The sequence below is a fragment of the Corallococcus exercitus genome (assembly GCF_003611585.1).
GTDB classification, from domain to species: Bacteria; Myxococcota; Myxococcia; order Myxococcales; family Myxococcaceae; genus Corallococcus; species Corallococcus exercitus.
Genome location: NZ_RAVW01000147.1, coordinates 1 through 21144, shown reverse-complemented (window position 1 = coordinate 21144; position 21144 = coordinate 1). Strand labels below are relative to the sequence as shown.

The following is a 21144-nucleotide window of genomic DNA, read 5'->3' as shown; positions in this document are numbered from 1 at the left end:
CCTCGGCGGGCGCCTGCGCGGCGTCGGCGGCGGAGGGCTTGCGCCGGCGCTTCGTGCCGGTGCCGGACAGCTTCGTGGCGCCGCCTGTCTTCGAGGTGCCGGACAGCTTCGTGGCGCCAGTCGCCTTCGTGGCGCCAGAGGCCTTCGCTGTACCGGACGCCTTCGAGGCACGGGACGTCTTCCCGGTGCCTGCCTTGCGCGGGCCCCGGGACGTCTTCGTCGTGCCAGTCCGTGGCGCCGGCTCCTGCGCCCACGCGGGCACCGCCTCCAGCGCCAGCAGCACCGACAACACGACCGCGGACCTGCTCATCATCCTGTTCAGGTTGCTTCTCACTTCAGGACCTCGATGACCGGACTGCCCAACTGGGATTGCAGGCGGGAGACGCGCTCCTTCTCCCGCTTGAGCAACGTGGAGAGTTCTTCCGCCGCGCGGAGGGCCTCCTCGCGGGCGTCACGCGCGGTCGTGGCGCTCTCCTCGGCGCGCTTCTTGGCGAAGCGGGCGCGCAGCTGCGCCTCCTGGGCGCGCTGGAGCGCGGACACCAGCTCGTCGTTCTTGCTGAGCAGCTCCTGGTTCGCCAGTGCCACCTGCGCGTTGGCCGCCTCCGCCTCCTGCTGCGCCTTCTGGCGCTCCAGCTCCTTGGCCTGGACCTCGGCCAGCCGCTGCTTGGCCTCGGCTTCCGCGCCGCGGGCGTTGGACTCCGCGGCGCGCGCGATGATCTCCGCCGCCGTCGCCGCCTGGGCCTGACGCTCGGCCTCCTGCTGCGCGTTGCGGATGACGACGAGCGCCACCACCGCCGCCACCACCAGGAGCCCCAGGAACGTCGTGCTGCCGATGAGCAGCGCCCGCTTCAGCCGGCGCCCCTTCTTCGCCTGCGCGAACACCGCCGCGAGGAAGTCCTGCTGCAACTGGGGCAGCTCTCCCCGGTAGCGCCGCTGGAAGCGCTGGGCCTCCTCCACCAGCTCGCCGCGCCACAGGAGGTGCGCGTCGAAGTTCTTGCCCTGCCACTGCCGGGCCGCGTTGCGCAGCTGCTCCAGGAACGCGGAGTCCTCCTGGCCCTCGTCCAGCCAGCGCCGCAGCGTGGGCCAGCTGTGCAGGAGCGACTCGTGGACGATTTCCACCGTCGCGCCCGTGGCGCCGCCGCCGGTCTGCACCACCAGCAGGCGCGCCTGCACCAGGTGGTCGATGAGGCGCTGCATCTCGCCGGTGTCCTTCGTCAGCTCGCGCAGCTCGTCCAGGGACACGATGGCGCGCGTGCGCTCCGGGGTGACCAGCCGCAGGAAGAGCGCGCGCACCAGCGTGCGCTCCTGCGTGGACAGGCTCTCCAGCACGCTGTCCGCGTGGCTCGCCAGCGCGCCCGCGATGCCGCCCATGGCCTGGTAGGCGCTCTCCGTGAGCAGGCGGTTCGTGGTGTCGCGCGCCTCCCACAGCTGGGTGGCGGCGAACTGCAACAGCGGCAGCGCGCCCTGGCTGGCATCCAGGTGCTCCAGCATGCTGGACACCATCGCGGGGCTCTCGAACTGGTAGCCCGCGCGCTCCGCCGGCTGCACCAGCGCGTCCTTCAGGCCCTCGCGGGCGGGCGCGGTGAGGAAGTAGAGCCCCTGGCTGAGCTCCGCCATGAAGCGCTCGTCCTCCGGCACCCGGTCCAGGAAGTCCGAACGGATGGAGAGGATGACGCGGATGGGCGTGGTCGCGTCGTCCGCGATGCCGGACAGGCACGCGGTGAAGGCCAGCCGCTCCTGCGCGTCCGGCACCAGCGTGTAGAGCTCCTCGAACTGGTCGATGAAGAGGAGGATGCGCCGCTTCTCCCGCCGCGCGCGGCTGCGCAGCACGTTGCCCACGTAGCCGGGCTCCGCGCGCAGCCGCTCCACCAGCCGCTGCTGCTCCTGGAGGTCGTCCTCGATGGTGGTGGACGAGCTCATCAGCGGCGCGACGATGCTGGCCAGCGCCGACAGGGGATTGCGCCCGGGGCGGATGACGAGCGCCTCCCACGGCGTGCCGGAGCGCTTGAGCACGGGCACCAGGCCCGCGCGCACGAACGACGACTTGCCGGTGCCGGACGGGCCCACCACGGCCAGCAGCGGCCGGTCGTTGATGCGGTTCACCAGCGCGGCGATTTCACGGGTGCGGCCGAAGAAGCGGTCCGCGTCCGCCTCCTGGAAGGAGCTGAGGCCCGCGTAGGGGCTCTCGTCCACGCGCAGCTCGCGGCTCATGCGGCCGGGGAGGAAGGGCTCCAGCGCGCGCAGGAGCGAGGACGCATCCGGGAAGCGGTCCTCCTTGCGCTTGAGCAGGCAGCGGTCCACGACGGCCGCCAGCTCCTGCGGGACGTCCGGCGCCATGCTCCGCAAGAGCGGCATCGGTTCATCCAGCATGCCCGTGACCATCAGCTGCGGGCCGCGCAGCGGATCCAACGGGTGCTTGCCCGCGAGCATGCGGAACAGCATCAACCCCACGGCCCAGATGTCCGTGCGGTTGTCCACGGCGACGCCGATGCCCCACTGCTCCGGGGACATGAAGGCCATGGTGCCCATGATGGCGCCCTTGCGGGTGAGGTTGGACACGTCCTCGCCCATGCCCTCCACCGAGTGCAGGCGCGGCTGGGCCTGGGGCCCTCCCGCGGGCGTCTCCGGCGGCTCGTCGCCCTGGAGCACCTTGGCGATGCCGAAGTCGAGCACCTTGATGGCGCCCGAGTCCGTGACGACGATGTTCTCCGGCTTGAGGTCGCGGTGGACGATGCCCTGCTCGTGGGCGCACTCCAGGGCCTTGACCACCGGCACCATCAGCTCCACCGCGCGCGCGGGCGGCAGGCGCTGGTTGCCCAGCACCTTCGTCAGCGGCTTGCCCTGGAGGTACTCCAGCACCATGAAGGGGCCGCCGGGGAACTCGCCGACCTCGTAGATGATGACGATGTTCTCGTGGCTGCACCGCGCGGTGGCGCGCGCCTCCAGGATGAAGCGCCGGGTGATGTCGGCGTCCTCGCTGTGCAGGAACTTGATGGCCACCCGGCGCCCCAGCCGCACGTCGCGTGCGAGGAACACCGTGCCCATGCCGCCGGAGCCCAGCTCGCGGATGAGCTCGTAGTGCTGCAGGCGCATGCCCGGACGCAGCGCGTGGCCCTGGATGGACGGCCCGGTGTCGTTGCCGGTGTCACCCGTGCCCGAGCCCGTGACCGGACGCGCCGGCCCGTCCCAGGTGGACGAGGACCCCGTGGACGAGGAGCCCGTGGACGAGGACCCCGTGTTGGAGGCGCGCGACGGCGGCTCCACGGGCGCTGGCGCCGCTCCGAAGAGCGACTCCACGTCCGCGGCCTGTGTCCGGTCCGTCAGGTCCGAGGACACACCCGTCACGCCCACCGCGGAAGGACTCCGCCGCGCGGCACCTGCTTCGTTCTTCATCATGTCCGGCCACTTTTCCCGCGACGCATTCACAGCCATGGAGCGATCCGAGCGGGTTTGCCCGGTGCATCCGTGCGCTGGGTACAGCCCCCCCGGCCCTGCCACCACGGACCGAAATCATACACGGACACGGGAGCGCGGACACTTCACGGCATTCCCCGGGGAGGCGTGTCTGTTTTGACCTTGGGAGGCAGGAAGGCAGACGGGCGGATGGTTCAACAATGTGTGACAGACGTGCTCCGCGCATACGGAGAGTCATTGGCGCGCCGTGACCAAGCCCCCCTCGCGAAGCGCGTCACACCGCCACCAGTTTCCATAACGCCAGAACTGTTCCGATGACGCGTGTCGTCAAAGAGGAGCGTTCCCAGAGGGAGAAGCCACCTGTCCCAGTAAAAATCCAATCAATCTGTTTTGCTTGATTGAAACAAGGAATCCATGGTTATTTGGATTCCCATGGTCCCTCCCGCTCCGACCCAGACTCCTGCTCCTGGTCCTTCGCGTGGACGCGGTTCCACCCGGGTGCTGGTGGGAGCAGGCCTGGTGGCCGTGGTGGCCGCCGTGGGTCTGCTGTGGCGCGGCGGTGAAGAAGCTCCGTCTCCGTCGGCGGTGACGGCATCCGTCAGAGCCGCACGGGCGGCAGGCCTTGTTGGCGGTGGCGGTGGCGCGGGGAAGGCGTCCTCCGGCGTGGAGGAGGCGGAGGCCGCGGAGCGACGCTTCTCCGACCAGACGTGCTTCCCGGAGCTGGCGCGCTTCAACGACGGCGTGACGATGGAGACCTTCCGGGATTGGGCCGCGCCGCTGCTCGCGTCGAAGGACCCGCTGGTCCGCGACTACCTGAAGTCGAAGCTCGCGGAGCTGATTGGCGACGACGCGGGGAAGGCGGGGCAGGTGGTGGACTGGGCCCGGGACGCGCAGGGCGCGGAGTTCAAGGTGCTGCTGTCGGGCCTGCGCGAGTCGGACGCGGTGCAGCGGCCGCAGGTCGCCGCGCGGCTGCTGGAGGCGGGGCTGGACAAGGGGCTGCCCCTGGAGCGGCGCGCGGGCATGCTCTCCGCGCTCGACTCGCAGAAGCGACTGACGCCGGACGCGATGGACCGGATGGCGGAGTTCGCGCGCGACCCTGCGTCCGCCGAAGCCGGCTGGGCCGCCACCCGCACCCTGGGCCGCGTGATGACGCGCGAGTCGGAGAACCTGGGCGACGCGTCGCCCTACCTCGACCGGCTCATCACCATCGCCACCGATTCACCGGACGAGCAGATCCGCCACCTGGCCCAGACGGCGCCGCTGCACAACTCCCCCGTGCTGGACGCGAAGACCACGGACCGCTTCGCGCGCATCCTGCAGAGCGAGGGCAACGAGGACGGCCGCGACGCGGCGGCGCAGGTGCTGGCCATGTCCTCCGACAAGGAGCGCGTGCTGAAGCTGTTCACGGATTCCTTCAACCGCGAGCAGTCCGTGTGCGTGCGCTGGGCGCTGTTCCGCTTCTCCGCGCGCGTCGCGGGCCGGGACGCGCTGCCCGTCATGGCGCAGATGGCGACCGTGGATCCGCGCTTCCAGCCGCTCTACGGCACCTTCGAGGCGCTCTACGCCCAGGGCAACGTCGACTTCATCCGCATCTGGAACGAGCTGCCGGACCAGAACCCCTTCGGCTGCATGGACCGCCACCAGTAGGAGCCCCCCGCATGCCCCGCTTCCTCCAAGGTCTACGCGCGCTCGGGGGCCTGACGCTGATGCTCGCGTCCTGCCCCGCCTGGTCCACGCCTCCCGCCGCGAAGCCGGCCCTGAACGGCGAGAGCTGTTCGGTGCAGGGGCTGATGGATCAGCTCCGCCAGGGGATGGGCTCCAGCTCCAAGGCCTACCGCGACTATCTGAACGCCGTGCTGCGAGAGGCCGCGGTCACGCTGCCCTCCGGGGAGCTGCGCGCGGCGTTCGACCGGGAGACCGACCCCGCGATGGTGGAGCAGCTGGCCGCCGCGCTGGTGGCGCGCAGCGAGCGCGAGGCGGAGAAGGACGCCCTCCAGGCCGTGGCCCGCCGCGCGCTGGAGGACCGCGACCCGTCCGTCCGCGCCGCCACCGTGCGCGCCATGCGCCGCACCGGCGCCCTGGAGAAGACGGGGGACATGTACGAGCGGCTCATGCGGGACGGCTCGCCGGAGGTCCGCATGGAGGCGGCGCAAAACCTCATTGAAGACAACCAGTACGTCTACTCCGGCTACCACGGCCCGGCCACGGACACGGCCGTCAACGCGGCCACGGCGTCCACGGATCCGAAGGTGACGGCGAAGATCCTGGAGTCCCTGGACACGCGCAAGCTGGGGCCGGAGGCGGGGCAGAAGCTGCTCGGGATGCTGGGCCACGAGAGCGCGGACGTGCGGCGTTCGGCGGCGCTCGCGCTGGGCGGCGTGCCGGCGGCGCAGATGGGACCCGCGCGTGAGGCCCTGGTGGGCATGTACCGGGGAGAGCGGGACGCAGGGGTGCGCAAGGCGCTGGTGCAGGGCATCGCGGAGCTGGGCTTCGCGGACGCCGTGCCGGAGCTGCGCAAGCTGCGGAGCGTGGACCCCTCCATGGCGCCGGAGATCGACGCGTGGATCCGCGCATTGGAATCAGGTGTTCAGGAGTGGGGCCTGCTCCTGAGAGAGAAGCAGCGGCTGCAACAGGTCCGTTGAGCGGCACCCTCGCATGGGGCCGGACTCGCCGGCCCGAAAGGAACACCCCCAATGCGTCTCATGAAGAAGACGGCCCTCGCGGCCATCCTGGCCCTCGCGGTTCCCTCTGTCGCCGCCGCGTACTCGTACACGGTGAAGTCGCCCTTCCCGGGCACGGTGACGGCGACGACGTACTACTCCAGCGGCACGTTCCACGGTGCGGTGGACATCTCCAGCGGCCGTTGCAACTACTGGGGCGTGGAGACGGGCGTGATGGCGTCCCTGTCCTGGAACGTGACCATCCGCACCTCCGGCGTCTACTGCAACGGCACGGGCAGCGGCACGCAGAACGAGGCGAAGCACACGTTCGCCAATGGCAAGACGTTCCGCCTGTGGCACTTCATCAAGACCGCGGACTCGTATGACCGCACGTGCAACCGCTGCCAGGTCGGCAACGAGGGCGGTACGGGCAACGCCACGGGTCCCCACGTCCACATGCAGTATGACCTGTCCGGCAGCAACCTGACCGGCTGGTACAGCGGCTACACCACCAAGGGTGAGGCCGTGGACCGCTCGGAGACCGTCGGCGTGCTGGAGTAGTCACGCGGTGCCTGCCGGAGGCGGAGCGTCGTGGGGACTCTCCGCCTCCAGTAGGGTTGGGAAATCAGTAGCAGAAGCTGTTGCAGTACGGCGCCCCGTTGGGCTGGGTGCAGCAGGTCTGGCCGTTGGAACACGTGCCGTTGATACACGCGGGACGGCAGAGCCCCTCTCCAGGGCTGTTGGGCAACCAGGCACAGGTGTTCGTGGTGCCCGGGCACGCGCCGCTGCCGGCCTCGCACGCGAGCCCCTGCTCCTGTGACCCCAGGTCCACGTCCGCGCCGGTGCTACCGCCGCAAGCCGTAAGACCGACAACACACAACGCCGCAACCACCAGGGAACGCCACATGGATGCCTCCAGGAATCAGGTGAGACTGCTGGAGGATACAGGCACGGTGGCGGGAGCGTGCGCCGCGCGCGTGGACGCGGCGATACAGAACTGCGCGGCCCAGTACAGCAGCATGATGGCGTAGCCCAGGCCGGGCAGGGGCGTGACGAAGAGCCGGATGGAGAGCAGCCCATCGCTGGCGGAGAACAGCAGCGCGCCCCCGAATGCCAGCCATTGCTCGCGCCGCGTGAGCGCCGGACTCCCCATCAGGGCCGCCGCGCGCCAGCCCATGGTGCTGATGACGGCGACGTAGGCCGTCACGGGCCCGGCCAGGTCCCCCAGCCCGGGCCACAGGAGCACCGAGGCGCCCACGGCCAGGAGCAGGAAGGGCAGCGCCCGGAGCAGGCCCCCCCGCCGGGTCACGGAGACGAACGCGGCGGTGTAGCCCACGTGGGCCAGCAGGAAGGCACCCAGCCCCGGCAGGAACAGGTCCGGGCTCACCTCCAGCAGCGTGTCCCCCAGCAGGGACAGCGCCAGCCCGGCGAAGATGAACCGCGCATAGCGCCCCCGTGCCGGCCACAGCCACGCGAGCAGGCACACCATGGGCAGCGCCTTGGTGACGAGCCGCGCCTCCCGGGGCCCCACGTCCATGGCGAAGAGGAAGCCCACCACCCCCGCCACGCCGGCCGCCGCCAGGAGCTTCGTCCCGCCTGTCCATGCCTCGCGCATGGGGCGGCACCTTAGCGCCGCTACGGCGCGGGCACCCCGACGGTCGTCTGCACCGGCCGGTGGTCGCTGCCCGTCTGGGCCAGGTGATGCAGGTTGGCGTTGCTCATGTCGGGCGCGATGTAGAAGCCGTCGATGCGCAGCCCGGAGTCAGGACCGCGCGGCTTCAGGCCCGTGCGCGCGCCGATGTCGTTCGGGTCGTCGTCCACCACCTTGTTCCAGTCCGCGCCCAGCACGAGCATCCGGTCGCTGCGCTTCGCGAACGCCACGACGTTGTCCGCCATGACCGCGTAGGGGCTGCCCGGGCCGTTCTGGCAGCGCTCCGGGGGCATGTGCAGCGACGCGGCGCGGATCCACCGGCCGTTGTTCAGCTGGACGTCCACCCGGGCAATCCACCGGGTCATGATGCCGTCACCCTGCGTGCCGCAATCGCTGGCATCCGTGCCCTTCACCAGCACCAGGTCGTCGATGCTCTTCACCGCCGACTTGCGGATGACCACGGCGCTGCCCTGCCGGTCGTCCGACGACGTGTCCTGCCGCACCGCCCAGCCGTCCCCCAGGATGTCGCGCAGCCGGACGTTCTTCGCCTCCTGCACGAACACGATGTCCGCCTCCGGCCCGATGACCTGCCAGTCCTGGCGGACCGCGTCCGGGCCCCGGAAGGCCAGGTTCGCCGTCACCACGCGCAGGCTCTCCGAAGCCACCGCGGCGGCCGGCGCGGCGGACCGGACGCTGGCGAGCGCCACGCCGGAGGCCGCAATCACCACGAAGGTCGCAATTCCTTGCATCAACGAAGGGGGACGGGGACTCATGTTCAGGACTCCTCGCGAAACAGGGGGCCCCAGCGTCTCCAGGGTTTGCTGTTAGGTCAAGGAAGACGCGATTACGTCAAGAATGTTTCCACTGGCTCCTTCCTTCACTCAGTCCCGCTGAAGCATACGGACATCCAGCGGCTCGGGCTGAAGCGTTGCCGGCCGGCCGCGCGACAGGGGCGGCGGGCCGGCGGAAGCACGTTTAACTCGGCTTAATTCAAGGGGAGGCCGGGGCCCGCGTGATGGGAGGGAAACGACGTCTTCCTCCCCGAGGCCGCTTCCGATGATCCAGTTCCCCCGCTTCATGTCCGCCTTCGTGCCGCCCCGTCCGGAGCCCCTGCCCGCTCCGGCGGGAGGGGGGCAACCCGCGCTCCAGCCCGCGCCCCGGCCCCAGCCGTTCGGGTCGGCGTCCACGTTCGACGCCACGCCCGTGCCCGCGAGCAACCTGCACACGGAGCGGCTGGGAGACGGCAGCGCCAACTGCCTGGAGAAGGCGGTGACGCTGTCCCGGCCCGGTGACTCCATCCTCCTGATGCGGGATGCGAGCGACGGCGTGGGCCACGCCCTGGTGCGCAAGCCGGATGGCTCCGTGGTGGACCCCAACCACCCCACGGTGCGCTACGAGACGCTGGGCCAGTGGCAGGCGACGCATTCCCGGTACTCGCAGCCGGTGCCGGTGCCCGCGGACAGGATGCGGCAGGTCCTCTCCACGCCCCCGGGGCCCCAGCGCGAAGCCCTCATCCAGAAGCTGGGGCTGACCGGCGTGGCGGACCGCCAGGTGGCGGATGGCGAGCGCTGGGTCTCACCGCGCAAGGACGACATCAACACCCGCGCCAGCCCGAGCACGCAGGGCACCTGGATCGCCACCCTGAACAGGGACGACACGATGAAGGTGCTCGGCCAGAACGAGGATGGCTCCTGGTTGAACGTGGAGCTGGAGAACGGGACCCAGGCCTGGGTGTACGCGCCGTTGACGCAGGAGGCGAACGCACCGGGGCTGCCGCCGCCGGCTCCGCCTCCGCGTGAGCCCAGCTTCCCCAGGTGGCTCGCGAACGGCACGTGCCCGCCCGAGATCGAGATGCACGTCTGGACCCACCTGCCGAAGGAGAGCCGGGAGCAGATCATCCAGACCGCCCGGGAGAAGGCGGTGGCGGAGACCTGGCCCATGCCGGAGTTCGACCCCAATGGTCCGCCCCCGTCCTCCGTCAGCCCCCTGGTGTGGAACCACCTGCCGCCGGAGGGCAAGCAGCAGCTCTTCCAGCAGGAGTGGCAGGCCGCCGTGCGCGAGCAGACGTCGCTCATCTTCAACGGCGTGCCGGAAGGCGGCGTGGTGGCGGAGCACCCCTTCCTCGGCGTGGACAGCTCGCTGGGCGACGGCCAGGTGGGCGAGTGGCTCGAAAACGCCCTGCGGGAGGGGTCCGCCGCGCAGTACATCAACCTGGAGAAGGCGCTCGGACCGGGGTGGCGCCAGGTCCACTACAACCTGTGCGGTCCGCTGGCCGTGGGGGGCTCGCTGGGCATGTCGCCCAAGGAGGCGCTGACGGCCTTCAAGGACGCCGGCGGCACGAACGCGAGCATCCTCAATGGCGGAGGGACGACCAAGGCGACCCCCCTGCAAAAGGTCTACGAGGCCCGGGGGTGGACGACGGGCTACACGTCAGGTGCGGCGACGATGCCGGCGCCGGAGGACATGGCGCGGATGCTGGAGGAGGGCAAGGCGCTCATCGCCCTGGTGAACATCGACACGGATGGCGCGGACGGCATGCTGCGCGACATGGCCGACAGCACGAAGCAGGTGTCGCACTGGGTGAACGTGCGCGCGGTGGAGGAGAACGGAAACGGCGACTGGATGGTCCGCGTCTACAACCCCTTCGAGAACCGCGAGGAGGTCTACTCGTGGAGCGACTTCGAGTCGTCGTGGGCGAAGAACGGCGGGATGGTGCCTGGGCAGAATGAGGGTGACCCGCCTGTCTTCAAGCTCAACGCGGGCCACGGCCTGCTGGTCGCCACGCCGCCCCAGGACCCGCCTGCGTCCCCCTAGCCCGGAGGCGGGGCGCTCAGGGCCACCGCGCCGCGTCCCCGGCGCTGCGCGCGGACCCACCGCTTGGAGGCGTGGAGCTGGCGCAGCACGCCCCGTAGCGTCGGCTTCTGGCTGGCCATGAGCAGCAGGTAGCTCCACACGGAGCTGCCCCGGCGGTTGAGCAGGGCGTAGGCGAAGGCCGTCGCGTCCTGGTTCACGTAGCTGGGGACGTTCTCGAACCACTGGGAGCTGCTGCGCGCGTCCAACTGGATGGCGAGCAGGGCGGCGCGGCGCTCCTCGTCATACGCCTCCAGCGCGGCGGGCAGGTCGTCCGGATGCGCGCGCAGCTGCCGCGCCAGCCCGATGGCGTCCTGGATGGCCAGCTTCGTCCCGGAGCCGATGGAGAAGTGGGTGGTGTGCGCGGCGTCGCCCATGAGCACCACGTTGTCGTGGTACCAGCGCTCGTTGGTGATGCGCTTGAAGTTGAGCCAGGGCGCCTTGCCCATGCCCTTCAATTGATTGAACAGCGACTTGCCCTGGAGCCGGCTTTGGAAGATGCCCTCCAGCTTCCGGAGCGTCTCGTCCGGCCCCAGCGTGTCGAAGCCCAGCGCCTTCCAGGTCTGCTCCTGGCACTCGACGATGCAGGTGCTGGTCTCTCCGTTGAAGCGGTAGCCGTGGAACCAGAGCCAGCCTGCGGGTGTCTCCTCGAAGGCGAAGGTGAAGGCGTCGAACACCTTGTTGGTGCCCAGCCAGATGTACTTGTTGCGTCCCTCCTCCACGTGCGTCTGGTAGTGGTGGACGTGGCGCTGGCGCAGCCGGCTGTTGACGCCATCACAGGCGACGATGAGGTCCGCGTCCGCGAGCTCGGAGAGGTCCGTGACTTCGTGCTCGAAGCGCACGTCGACGCCCAGTCCCTTCGCCCGCCGGATGAGGATGTCCAGCAGCCGGTCGCGGCCCAGCGCGAACCCGTAGCCGCCAATGTGCGTCGCGTACTGGCCCCGCAGGTGCACCTCCTGCGTGTCCCAGCGTGCCGCCGAGTCCGCGATCCGCCGCGCGCTCACCGGGTCGTTCCGGTAGAGGTCGTCCAGCAGGTCGTCCCAGAAGACGACGCCCCAGCCATACGTCACGCCCGCGGGGTTGCGTTCAACGACGGTGACGTCGTGCTTCGGGTTGGACAGCTTCGCCAGGATTGAGAAATAGAGCCCCGCCGGACCCCCGCCAACACAGACCATCTTCATCGTATCCCCCCTGCTCGAACGGCCTGGATGCTACCGGCCTGCCCTGAAGGGCGACGCTGGTCGGAAGCGCTGTCTGGCGTTGCTGGCAGGACAGAAGAGGGGCGGTGGGGCTTCAGCGGCTCCGCCCCGGGCGCATCCATTGTTCGAAACCATCGAACATGGGTTTGCACGGCATGGCCATTGTTTCGAAGGCGCCCGGCGCGCATACCCACGGCCCGAGCCGTTCTCCTCCATTCCCAAGGGAAGCCCCATGCGCATCGAACTCACTGGAAGGATTGCCCTCGTCACCGGCTCCACGGCCGGCATCGGCCTGGCCACGGCGAAGGGGCTGGCGGCGGCGGGCGCCACGGTCATCGTCAACGGCAGGACTCAAGGCGCGGTGGACCGGGCCATCGCGGCGGTGCGCGAGGCGGCCCCGGGGGCCACGGTGCGAGGCTTCGCGGGCGACCTGAGCACGGCGGAGGCCAGCGCGGCGCTCGTCGCGGCGCACCCCCACTGCGACATCCTCATCAACAACCTGGGCATCTTCGAGCCGAAGGACTTCTTCGACGTGTCCGACGACGACTGGAGCCACTTCTTCGAGGCGAACGTGCTGTCCGGCGTGCGGCTGTCGCGCGCGTACCTGCCCGGGATGCGGAAGCAGGGCTGGGGCCGCGTCGTGTTCGTCTCCTCCGAGTCCGCGCTGAACATCCCCACGGAGATGATCCACTACGGCGTCACCAAGACGGCGCAGCTGGCCGTCGCGCGAGGGCTGGCCAAGCGCATGGCGGGCACGGGCGTCACGGTCAACTCCGTGCTGCCGGGCCCCACCCTCTCGGAGGGCGTCCGCGAGATGCTCCGCGAGGAGCAGGAGAAGTCGGGCCGGTCCTTCGAGGACCTGGGCGTGGACTTCATCAAGGCGAACCGGCCCAGCTCCATCCTCCGCCGCCCGTCCAGCGTGGAGGAGGTGGCGAACATGATTGTCTACGTCGCGTCGCCCCAGGCCTCCGCCACCACCGGCGCCGCACTGCGGGTGGACGGGGGCGTGGTGGACTCGCTCTGAGCCCCCCGCACGACCAGGCCGCCGTCCTGTGACCGTATAGAGGAACGGTGGGTCCATGACAGCAGCAGGACAAGGGCCGGCGTCCGGACGCTCCTGGAGGAAGAGGCATGACCGACGGCTCTGGATTCAAGGTGTTCCTGCTGTTCGCCCTGGCCACGGTGCTCGCGCTGGGCAGCGGCTGTCCCGACCATGACCCGCCACAGCGGGACGCCGGGAGCGTGCCGGACGCGAGCGTGGAGCCGCCGGACGCGAGCGTGGAGCCGCCGGACTCCGGTGTGGACCCGCCCGACTCCGGCGTGGAGCCGCCGGACGCGGGGACTGACGCCGGGGCGCCGGACGCGAGCGTCGCCTGCTTGCCGCCCGAGGACGCGGGGGCGCCGTGGGCCACCCGCTGTGACTCCACCCTGCCGGTGGACCTGTGCGCCGCGCTGGTGCTGCCGGAGGCGGGCCCGGTGCCCACCGCGGACCGCTGGTGCGAGGAATCCGCTCAGCGGCTATGCGCGGCCGGCCTGGATGCCGGCACGGTGGAGCCCACGGCCGAGGCCGGGTGTGTCGAGCGTGAGCGGATGAACTGCGAGAGCCGCTTCCCGCTCGTGAGCCGCGACGCGGGGTTCCTCACCTATTGGCCCCAGGCCGCGTCCGCGTGCCTCGCGAGCGAAGCCAATCCGTCCTCCACGGTGTGTGGCTGCGCGTTCGTGCGCTCCTCCGTGGGCGGGGCCTGCGGCAGGGACGTGGACTGCCGCACGGGCTACTGCCTCAAGGACGCAAGCGACGCGGGCGTCTGCGTCGCGTGCCCGGACAAGCGCCCCGTGGGCAGCGCCTGCGGCCAGCCGGGGGATGCGCCGTGTGACGGCCACAGCTACTGCTCGCAGGGATGCTGCGTGCCAAGGCCCAACGCCGGGGAGGCGTGCCGGGGCTACGCCGCGCCGGGGCCCTGTGACACGGCGACGTCGACCTTGTGCCACATGGCCATCGAGGACATGACGGGGACGGGCATCTGCACTGCGTACAGGAAGTTGGGGGAGTCGTGTGGGCGATCCCCCGGTTACCCGTGCAGCTCCCTGCCCCCCAATCTCTGCCAGATAGGGGCGTGTGAGTCCGGCCTGACGTGCACGTCCATCAGCCCGGATGCCTCCGTTGCCCGGCAGTGCCAACCCGACGGCGTGCGGTGCGACGCCGACCGCAAGGGCTGTGGCCCCGACCAGATCTGCACCAGCCCCAACGGCCTCTGCATCGAGCCCGCCTCGCTCATGGAAGGGGAGGCCTGTGGTGGCCCCGGCCAGTGCGCGGAAGGCCTGCTGTGCGACAAGGCGGACGCGGGCACCGGCACCTCCGGGGTGTGCGTCGCGGCGGACCCGGGCGAGTGCCGCTTCGACGTGGAGTGCCCCTGGGCCCAGTGGTGCACCGACGGGCACTGCACCGAGGGCAAGGCCGTGGGAGAGGCCTGTGACAGTCCCCGGGCCTGCGCGAAATACCTCATCTGCGCGAGGGGTGAGGATGGAGGGGGGACCTGCGCCCGGGAGCCGCGTCTGGGCGAGCGCTGCCTCTTCACCGGACCGGATGGGGGGGCTCCTTATTGGAGCTACTCCTGCATCGAGGGGCGTTGCGACAGCACGACGAGGCTCTGCAAGTAGCCACTGTCAGGGCGTCGCGTGTGCAACAGTGTGCGCGGCCCGTGGGGTTCAGGGGCGAGCAGGTCCGGCGATAGACCATCGCCTCCGGACCTGCCGCCGGTTAAGCCTGTGACTCGGCTCCCCGGGTGGGACCCTCCAGGACCTCATGCCCAGCACGACCCGTCACGACCCCGCGCCATCCCCTTCGTTGAGCGCGGTGGGACGCGCACTTCCCCCGCACTACGCCAGCCAGGAGCAGCTCATCGCGGCGCTGCGCGACCTGTGGGCGACGAAACACTTCAACCTGGAGCGGCTGGAGGACCTGCACCGCAACGTGCAGGTGGGCGGACGGCACCTGGCGCTGCCGCTGGAGGAGTACCCGGCGCTCGCGACGTTCCAGCAGCGCAACGACGCGTGGATCCGCGTGGCCACGGAGCTGTCGGAGAAGGTGGCGCGGGAGGCGCTGTCGCGCGCGGGCCTCACGCCGAAGGACGTGGACCACGTCTTCTTCGTCACGGTGACGGGCATCGCCACGCCCAGCGTGGACGCGCGGCTGGTCAACCGGATGGGCTTGCGCGACGACGTGAAGCGCACGCCCATCTTCGGCCTGGGCTGCGTGGCGGGCGCGGCGGGGCTTGCTCGCGCGTCGGACTACCTGCGCGCGTTCCCCAAGCAGACGGCGCTGCTCATCGCCACGGAGCTGTGCTCGCTCACGCTCCAGCGCGAGGACCTGTCCATCCCCAACATCATCGCCTCCGGCCTCTTCGGTGACGGCGCGGCGTGCGTGGTGCTGCGGGGCGCGGAGGCGCAGGCCACGGGCCCGCGCGTGGTGGGCTCGCGGTCGGTGTTCTACCCGGACACCGAGCGGGTGATGGGCTGGGACGTCGTGGACACGGGCTTCAAGGTCGTGCTGTCCGCGAAGGTGCCGCAGCTGGTGAAGGAGCACATCCGGGGCAACGTGGACGGCTTCCTCGCGGAGCACGGGCTCACACGCAAGGACGTGCGGCACTGGGTGGCGCACACCGGTGGCCCCAAGGTGCTGGAGGGCTTCGAGTCCGCGCTGGAGCTGGAAGCGGGCGCGCTGGAGCGCTCGTGGAAGTCGCTCAAGCAGGTGGGCAACCTGTCCAGCGCGTCGGTGCTCTTCGTGCTGGGCGAGACGCTGGAGGAGGCGGACGCGAAGCAGGGGGACTGGGGCGTGGTGATGGCCATGGGTCCGGGCTTCTGCGCGGAGATGGTGCTGGTGCGATGGTGACCGGAACCCAGGCGCTGTTCGCGGGCTTCATGGCGCTGCTCGTCGCGGAGCGGCTGCTGGAGCTGGTGCTCTCCAAGCGCAACGCGGCGCGGGCCTTCGCGCGCGGCGGCGTGGAGACAGGGCAGGGGCACTACCGGTTCATGGTGGTGTTCCACACGCTGTTCCTCGTGGCCTGCGTCGCGGAGGTCTTCGGCCTCCAGCGGCCCTTCTGGGGCGCGTGGAGCTGGGCGGCGCTGACGGGCGCGGTCGTGGCGCAGGGCTTGAGGTACTGGGCCATCGGGACGCTGGGCGACCGGTGGAACTCGCGCATCATCGTGGTGCCGGGGCTGGCGCCGGTGACGGGCGGGCCGTACCGGTTCCTGCGTCATCCGAACTACGTGGCGGTGGTGCTGGAGCTGTTGTGCGTGCCGCTCATCCACGGGGCGTGGGTGACGGCGGTCGTGTTCACGGTGGGCAACGCGGCGCTGCTCTACGTGCGCATCCGCGCGGAGGAGGCGGCCCTTGGAGCGATGTACTCCGAGGCCTTTGCCCACCGTCCCCGCTTCATTCCGGAGGTTCGTCGTGGCTGACATCGTGACGGAGGCGATGGCGGAGATCCGCCGCATCGCCCGCGAGGAGCTGGAATTCGAGGGCGCGGTGGAACCCGCGCACGACCTCTTGCGCGACCTGCACCTGGACAGCCTGGGGCTGACGGTGCTGGCGGTGGGCCTGGAGAACCGCTTCCGGGTGCTGCTGTCGGAGGAGGACGCGCAGGGCGTGCGCACCGTGGAGGACCTGGCGCGGCTGGTGGCGGCGCGGGTCGCGGCGGCGAAGCCGGACGTGGGAGCGCACCCGTGAAGGGGCCGCCCCTGCCGGCGCTGAAGCACGCCACGGTGAACGCGATGCTGAAGGCGACGTCGCACACGTCGCTGGGGCTGGTGTTCGTGGACGCCGCCGAGCACGAGACGTCCCTGCCGTGGGCCCAGGTCTACCGCCGGGCGAAGCGCGCGGCGGCGGGGCTGGCGCGGCTGGGCGTGCGTCCGGGGGACCGGGTGGCGCTGCTGTTGCCCACGTCGCCCGCGTTCATGGATGCGTACTTCGGCGCGCTCCTGGCGGGCGCGGTGCCGGTGCCGCTGTATCCGCCGGTGCGGCTGGGACGGCTGGACGAGTACCACCGCTCCACGGCGCGCATGCTCCAGCTGACGGGCGCGGTGGCGGTGCTGACGGACACGCGCGTGCGGCTCTTGCTGGGCCCGAGCATGGCGCAGGCGCGCCCCCGGCTGGGCTGCCACACGGTGGACGCGGTGATGCACGGCGACGAGGACCTGGAGGTGGAGGTGTCCCCCGACGCGCTGGGGCTCATCCAGTTCTCCTCCGGTTCCACGGTGGAGCCGAAGCCGGTGGCGCTGACGCACGGCGCGCTGGTGGCGCAGGTGGCGGCGCTGGAGGCGGCGATGCCGGTGGCCGCGGGCGTGACGCCGGTGGGCGTGAGCTGGCTGCCGCTGTACCACGACATGGGGCTCATCGGCTGTGTGCTCGCGGCGCTGTACTACCCGGGCAGCCTGGTACTGATTCCGCCGGAGACCTTCCTGGTGAAGCCGGCACTGTGGCTGCGCGCGCTGTCCAGGCACCGGGGCTTCGTGTCGCCCGCGCCGAACTTCGCGTACGGGCTGTGCCTCAAGCGGGTGAAGGACGCGGACATGCAGGGCGTGGACCTGTCCGGGTGGCTGCACGCGCTCAACGGCGCGGAGCCGGTGTCCGCGGACACGCTGCGCCGCTTCGCGGAGCGGTTCGAGAAGTGGGGTTTCTCCGCGCGGGCGCTGCGGCCGGTGTATGGCCTGTCGGAGGCGTCGCTGGCGGTGACGTTCCCGCCGGCGGGCCGGGGCCCGCGCGAGCTGGGCGTGGATCCGGACGTGCTGGCGCGTGAAGGGCAGGCGCGCGACGGGACGCGGACGCTGGTGAGCGTGGGCGCGCCGGTCGCGGGCTTCGAGGTGCAGGTGCGAGGCGAGGACGGCGCGGTGTTGCCGGAGCGCCGGGTGGGGCGCGTGTTCGCGAAGGGGCCGTCGGTGATGCGCGGCTACTTCGACGATGCGGAAGCGACGGCGCGAGCGCTGGTGGGCGAGGGCTGGCTGGACACGGGGGACCTGGGCTTCAGCGCGGACGGGGAGCTGTACCTGACGGGCCGCGCGAAGGACCTGGTCATCATCCGGGGCGCGAACCACGCGCCGCAGGCCTTCGAGGAGCCACTGGGCAAGGTGGAGGGAGTGCGCACGGGCTGCGCGGTGGCGCTGGGCTTCACGCCCGAGGGCAGCGAGGACGAAGCGCTGTTGATCCTCGCCGAGCGCGCGGAGCGGGGCGCGGACGTGGCATCGGTGGAGGCGGACATCCGCGCGGCGGTGGTGGAGGCGACAGGCGTGCAGCCGCACACGGTGCGCCTGTTGGAGCCGGGGACGCTGCCGCGCACGTCCAGCGGCAAGCTGCGCAGGAGTGAGGCGCTGCGACGCTACCTGGCCGGAGAGCTGACCGCGCCGAAGAAGGTGGGCGCGGTGGGGCTCGCGGTGGAGATGGCGAAGAGCGCGCTCGCGATGGTGCGCGCGGAGCACGACTCGTGAGCATGGCGGTGCTCCGCGTGACCTCCTCGGTGCGCTGGGCACGGGGCGGGGCAGAGCGTGCGTTGAGTCCGCGCATGCTTTGCGCTGACTGCCTGCCTCCGGTAACACGGCGAGGCCCGAGCACGTGAAGCGTCACGACGTGGTCGTGGTGGGTGGAGGTCCGGCAGGGCTCGCGGTGGCCATCACCGCGGCCCGGCGCGGGCTGGACACGGTGGTGCTGGAGCGTGCGTCCACGCCCGTGGACAAGGCGTGCGGTGAAGGGCTGATGCCCTCCGGCCTCGCGGCGCTGGAGCGGCTGGGCGCGCTCGCGCACCTGGACATGCGCGACAGCTCTCCCTTCGTGGGCATCCGCTACGTGCAGGAGGACGGCAGCACCGCGGAGGGGAAACTGCCCGCGCCCGGTGGGCTGGGCGTGCGCAGGCTGGCCCTGTCCCAGGCGCTGGCTTCTCGCGCGCGCGAAGTGGGCGTGGACCTGCGCGAGCACACGCACGTCGTGTCGCACGTGCGTACGCCGGACGGGGTGACGCTGGAGACGCCCGTGGGCCGCGTGTCCGCGCGCTTCCTGGTCGCGGCGGATGGATTGAACTCACCCCTGCGCCGGGCCGAAGGCCTGGACGTGGAGCGGGAAGTCCCCAGGCGCTACGGCCTGCGGCGTCACTTCCGGCGCGTGCCGTGGACGCCCTACGTGGAGGTGCACTTCGCCTCCGGCGTCGAGGCGTATGTGACGCCCGCGGGAGCGGAGCGCGTGGGCATCGCGTTCCTCTGGGAGGACGGCACGGTGCCGGGCCGAGTGGGCTTCGACGCGCTGCTGGAGCGCTTCCCCCGGCTGGCGGAACAGCTCACCGGCGCGGAGCCGGACTCGCAGCCGCGAGGCGCCGGCCCCCTGGCACGCGTAGCCCGCACACGCACCGCGGATCGCTTCGCCCTCGTCGGCGACGCCGCGGGCTACGTGGACGCCGTGACGGGCGAAGGACTCACGCTCGCCTTCGCCTGCGCGGAGTCCCTGGGCGCGCTGCTCCCGGATGCCCTGGCGAAGGGCGCCGGCCGCGACACGCTGCTGCCCTACGAGCGCACCTTCCAGCAGGTGTTCCGCAAGTACGCCTGGACGACGCAGGGCCTGCTGATGCTCGCGCGCCGTCCGCGCCTGCGAAGGCCCGTGGTGCGCCTGCTGGGCCGCGCCCCCTGGCTCTTCGAGCGCATCCTCGCCGCCGTGGTGAGCTGATCCACCTGTCAGCTCCACGCGGCTTCCTCCGTCCGCGCGGCGGCCATTCTCCACGGAGCCGCGCATGCACTGGGTCGTCCAGAACAACCTCTTCAACGAGCAGGGCTTCCACACGTTGATGGATGTCCTGGCGCACGGCTCCATCCCGCACACCCTGGTCAAGGTCATCCCGTTCGGAGGCGGCATCGAGCCGACGCTGGAGCTGTCGGGCCCCGTCATCGTGATGGGCTCGCTCTCCCTGACGCGCTACGCGCACGAGCAGGGCTGGACCCCCGGCGCCTTCATCAACGACCGGTTCGACTTCCGCGTCTGGCGGCGGCACCTGGGCCCGCACCTGCTGAACGCCGAGGCCACCGTGCACCGGTTCGCGGACGTGCCCGAGCAGTCGGGGCCCTTCTTCATCCGCCCCTGTCTGGACGACAAGGCCTTCTCCGGGATGCTCACGTCCTGGGACGCGTTCTCGACCTGGCGCGAGCAGGTCCTGAAGCTCGACACGTACGCGACGGTCACCGCCGACACGCCCGTGGCCGTCAGCGCGCCCAGGCACATCCAGCGCGAGTACCGCATGGTCGTCGTGGACGGCCGGGTCATCACCGGCTCGCTCTACAAGTTGGGGGACCGCGTGGTGGCCTCGGCCCAGGTGGAGCCGGAGGTCCATGCCTTCGCGCAGCGCATGGCGGAGACGTGGGGCCCGGACCGCGCCTACGCGCTGGACGTCTTCATGCACGACGGCGGCCTGTTCATCGGGGAGTTCAACAACCTGAACTCGGCCGGCTTCTACGCCTACGACGTCGGCAAGATGGTGGCCGCCGTGGAGGCCATGCGGTTCTGACGTGCCGGGCCTTCCGGGAGCGAGCCTGCTTCCGGAAAGCCCGGAGCCACCCGGAACCCGCACGCGGATCCGCACGACCCGGCCCTTGTTCCATCGCCGCGCGCCGGGGACACTCCGTCCCCATGGCACCTGGCCCCGCGGCTTCGCGTCCCTGGTTCGCGTTCTCCCTCGACCTGGCCCCGGCCGCGGCGAGCCGGCACCTGCACGGCCTGCCCCCCGTGCCCGACTTCCCCGAGGGCGAGCTCGCCGAGGCCCTGGACGTGGACGTCGTCTACGACGTGCACGTGCCCAACTGGGGCGGCCGGGTCGCACGCCTCGTGGAGGCTCCCGGACACCAGCTGTCCGGGCGCCTGCGCCCCATCGCCGCCGGGTCCTGGCCCGTCCTCGCCCGCCTGGAGACCGCGCTCGCCCTGGCCACCGAGGAGTTCCCCGTGAAGGTGCGCACCGCCTCCGGCACCGTGGTGGACGCCCACGCCTTCACCCCCGCCGCGCGCAACGCCTCCACGCAGGGGCCCGTCAGCGAAGCCTTCCTGATCACCCTCGCCGTCGCCGCCGAGCGTGCTCGCCTGCCTGCCGCCGTGGTCGAAAAACTCCAGGCCGAAGCCCGCATTGTCCACGCCGTCCAGCACGCCAAGTCCGGCATTAAGTGACAGCCGGGTCGGACCGGACCGAAAAACGCCCTGACCCCTGAGAAAAAGGGCGGTGTGACGCAACCGGGCGCCGCGTCGCGCCGACGATGGAGGGGGAGGGGCCCTCCCCGACCGTCTCCCCCGCCGGCCCCGAGGACTTTCACTGCATGTCGCTGCGAATCCCGACGGGAGTCTCCACTCCTCGCC

Annotated in this window: 18 protein-coding genes and 1 pseudogene; 13 read left to right on the top strand and 6 right to left on the bottom strand. The window is 71.1% G+C overall.

The window, feature by feature from the left end; all coding sequences use genetic code 11:
* Together D7W79_RS19440 and D7W79_RS19435 are read right to left on the bottom strand one after the other, a co-directional pair.
* Window positions 1-313: pseudogene (locus D7W79_RS19440) on the bottom strand (hypothetical protein); the annotation flags it as partial.
* A 17-nt stretch (window positions 314-330) separates the two neighbouring features.
* Window positions 331-3396 (bottom strand): serine/threonine protein kinase, encoded by a 3066-nt coding sequence (locus D7W79_RS19435; RefSeq protein WP_244221851.1) that lies wholly within the window; start codon window positions 3394-3396, stop codon window positions 331-333.
* Window positions 3397-3912: 516 nt separating this feature from the next.
* On the opposite strand from D7W79_RS19435, the gene D7W79_RS19430 reads away from it, so the two are divergent.
* From D7W79_RS19430 to D7W79_RS19420, 3 genes are read left to right on the top strand one after another with little or no spacing between them, the layout of a single operon-like run.
* A complete protein-coding gene (locus tag D7W79_RS19430) occupies window positions 3913-5061 on the top strand; it encodes a hypothetical protein (protein ID WP_120526882.1) in 1149 nt (382 codons plus the stop codon).
* 11 nt (window positions 5062-5072) lie between these two features.
* Entirely contained in the window at window positions 5073-6056 is a 984-nt protein-coding gene (locus D7W79_RS19425) for a HEAT repeat domain-containing protein (RefSeq protein ID WP_120526881.1), read from the top strand.
* A gap of 51 nt (window positions 6057-6107) precedes the next feature.
* The gene (locus D7W79_RS19420; protein WP_120526880.1) at window positions 6108-6635 is read left to right on the top strand and encodes a hypothetical protein; all 528 of its coding nucleotides are present in this window, start codon (window positions 6108-6110) and stop codon (window positions 6633-6635) included.
* 64 nt (window positions 6636-6699) lie between these two features.
* Here the strand turns inward: D7W79_RS19420 and D7W79_RS19415 are convergent, their stop codons facing one another.
* From D7W79_RS19415 to D7W79_RS19405, 3 genes are all read right to left on the bottom strand, one after another.
* The gene (locus tag D7W79_RS19415) at window positions 6700-6906 is read right to left on the bottom strand and encodes a hypothetical protein (protein ID WP_244221850.1); all 207 of its coding nucleotides are present in this window, start codon (window positions 6904-6906) and stop codon (window positions 6700-6702) included.
* Between the two features lie 90 nt (window positions 6907-6996).
* Window positions 6997-7689: a lysoplasmalogenase gene (locus D7W79_RS19410; RefSeq protein ID WP_120526878.1), complete on the bottom strand. Its 693-nt coding sequence runs from the start codon at window positions 7687-7689 to the stop codon at window positions 6997-6999.
* Window positions 7690-7709: 20 nt separating this feature from the next.
* A complete protein-coding gene (locus tag D7W79_RS19405; protein WP_120526877.1) occupies window positions 7710-8498 on the bottom strand; it encodes an endonuclease/exonuclease/phosphatase family protein in 789 nt (262 codons plus the stop codon).
* A gap of 283 nt (window positions 8499-8781) precedes the next feature.
* Here D7W79_RS19405 and D7W79_RS19400 point away from each other — a divergent pair, with 283 nt between their 5' ends.
* On the top strand, window positions 8782-10539 hold the full coding sequence (locus tag D7W79_RS19400; RefSeq protein ID WP_120526876.1) for an SH3 domain-containing protein: 1758 nt from the start codon (window positions 8782-8784) through the stop codon (window positions 10537-10539).
* Here D7W79_RS19400 and D7W79_RS19395 read toward each other — a convergent pair.
* Complete coding sequence (locus tag D7W79_RS19395; protein ID WP_120526875.1) at window positions 10536-11756, bottom strand: FAD-dependent monooxygenase; 1221 nt, start codon at window positions 11754-11756, stop codon at window positions 10536-10538. The genes D7W79_RS19400 and D7W79_RS19395 overlap by 4 nt on opposite strands.
* A gap of 250 nt (window positions 11757-12006) precedes the next feature.
* Here D7W79_RS19395 and D7W79_RS19390 point away from each other — a divergent pair, with 250 nt between their 5' ends.
* The 9 genes from D7W79_RS19390 to D7W79_RS19350 all read left to right on the top strand — a co-directional run bounded on the left by D7W79_RS19390 (window position 12007) and on the right by D7W79_RS19350 (window position 20958).
* Entirely contained in the window at window positions 12007-12798 is a 792-nt protein-coding gene (locus D7W79_RS19390; RefSeq protein ID WP_120526874.1) for an SDR family NAD(P)-dependent oxidoreductase, read from the top strand.
* A gap of 107 nt (window positions 12799-12905) precedes the next feature.
* The gene (locus tag D7W79_RS19385) at window positions 12906-14432 is read left to right on the top strand and encodes a hypothetical protein (RefSeq protein WP_120526873.1); all 1527 of its coding nucleotides are present in this window, start codon (window positions 12906-12908) and stop codon (window positions 14430-14432) included.
* A gap of 145 nt (window positions 14433-14577) precedes the next feature.
* On the top strand, window positions 14578-15663 hold the full coding sequence (locus D7W79_RS19380) for a type III polyketide synthase (RefSeq protein ID WP_120526872.1): 1086 nt from the start codon (window positions 14578-14580) through the stop codon (window positions 15661-15663).
* Window positions 15657-16232 carry an isoprenylcysteine carboxyl methyltransferase family protein gene (locus D7W79_RS19375; protein WP_120526871.1) on the top strand — a complete coding sequence of 192 codons (576 nt, stop codon included), beginning with the start codon at window positions 15657-15659 and terminating at the stop codon, window positions 16230-16232. Before D7W79_RS19380 ends, D7W79_RS19375 begins: the two co-directional genes overlap by 7 nt.
* Window positions 16233-16248: 16 nt before the next feature.
* Window positions 16249-16500 (top strand): acyl carrier protein, encoded by a 252-nt coding sequence (locus D7W79_RS19370; RefSeq protein ID WP_216626984.1) that lies wholly within the window; start codon window positions 16249-16251, stop codon window positions 16498-16500.
* The gene (locus D7W79_RS19365) at window positions 16497-18254 is read left to right on the top strand and encodes a fatty acyl-AMP ligase (protein ID WP_120526869.1); all 1758 of its coding nucleotides are present in this window, start codon (window positions 16497-16499) and stop codon (window positions 18252-18254) included. The genes D7W79_RS19370 and D7W79_RS19365 overlap by 4 nt, the downstream gene beginning before the upstream one ends.
* Before the next feature lie 124 nt (window positions 18255-18378).
* Window positions 18379-19476 (top strand): NAD(P)/FAD-dependent oxidoreductase, encoded by a 1098-nt coding sequence (locus D7W79_RS19360; protein WP_120526868.1) that lies wholly within the window; start codon window positions 18379-18381, stop codon window positions 19474-19476.
* Between the two features lie 64 nt (window positions 19477-19540).
* Entirely contained in the window at window positions 19541-20308 is a 768-nt protein-coding gene (locus tag D7W79_RS19355) for an ATP-grasp domain-containing protein (RefSeq protein WP_120526867.1), read from the top strand.
* Between the two features lie 122 nt (window positions 20309-20430).
* Complete coding sequence (locus tag D7W79_RS19350; protein ID WP_120526866.1) at window positions 20431-20958, top strand: gamma-glutamylcyclotransferase; 528 nt, start codon at window positions 20431-20433, stop codon at window positions 20956-20958.
* Window positions 20959-21144: the final 186 nt, after the last annotated feature.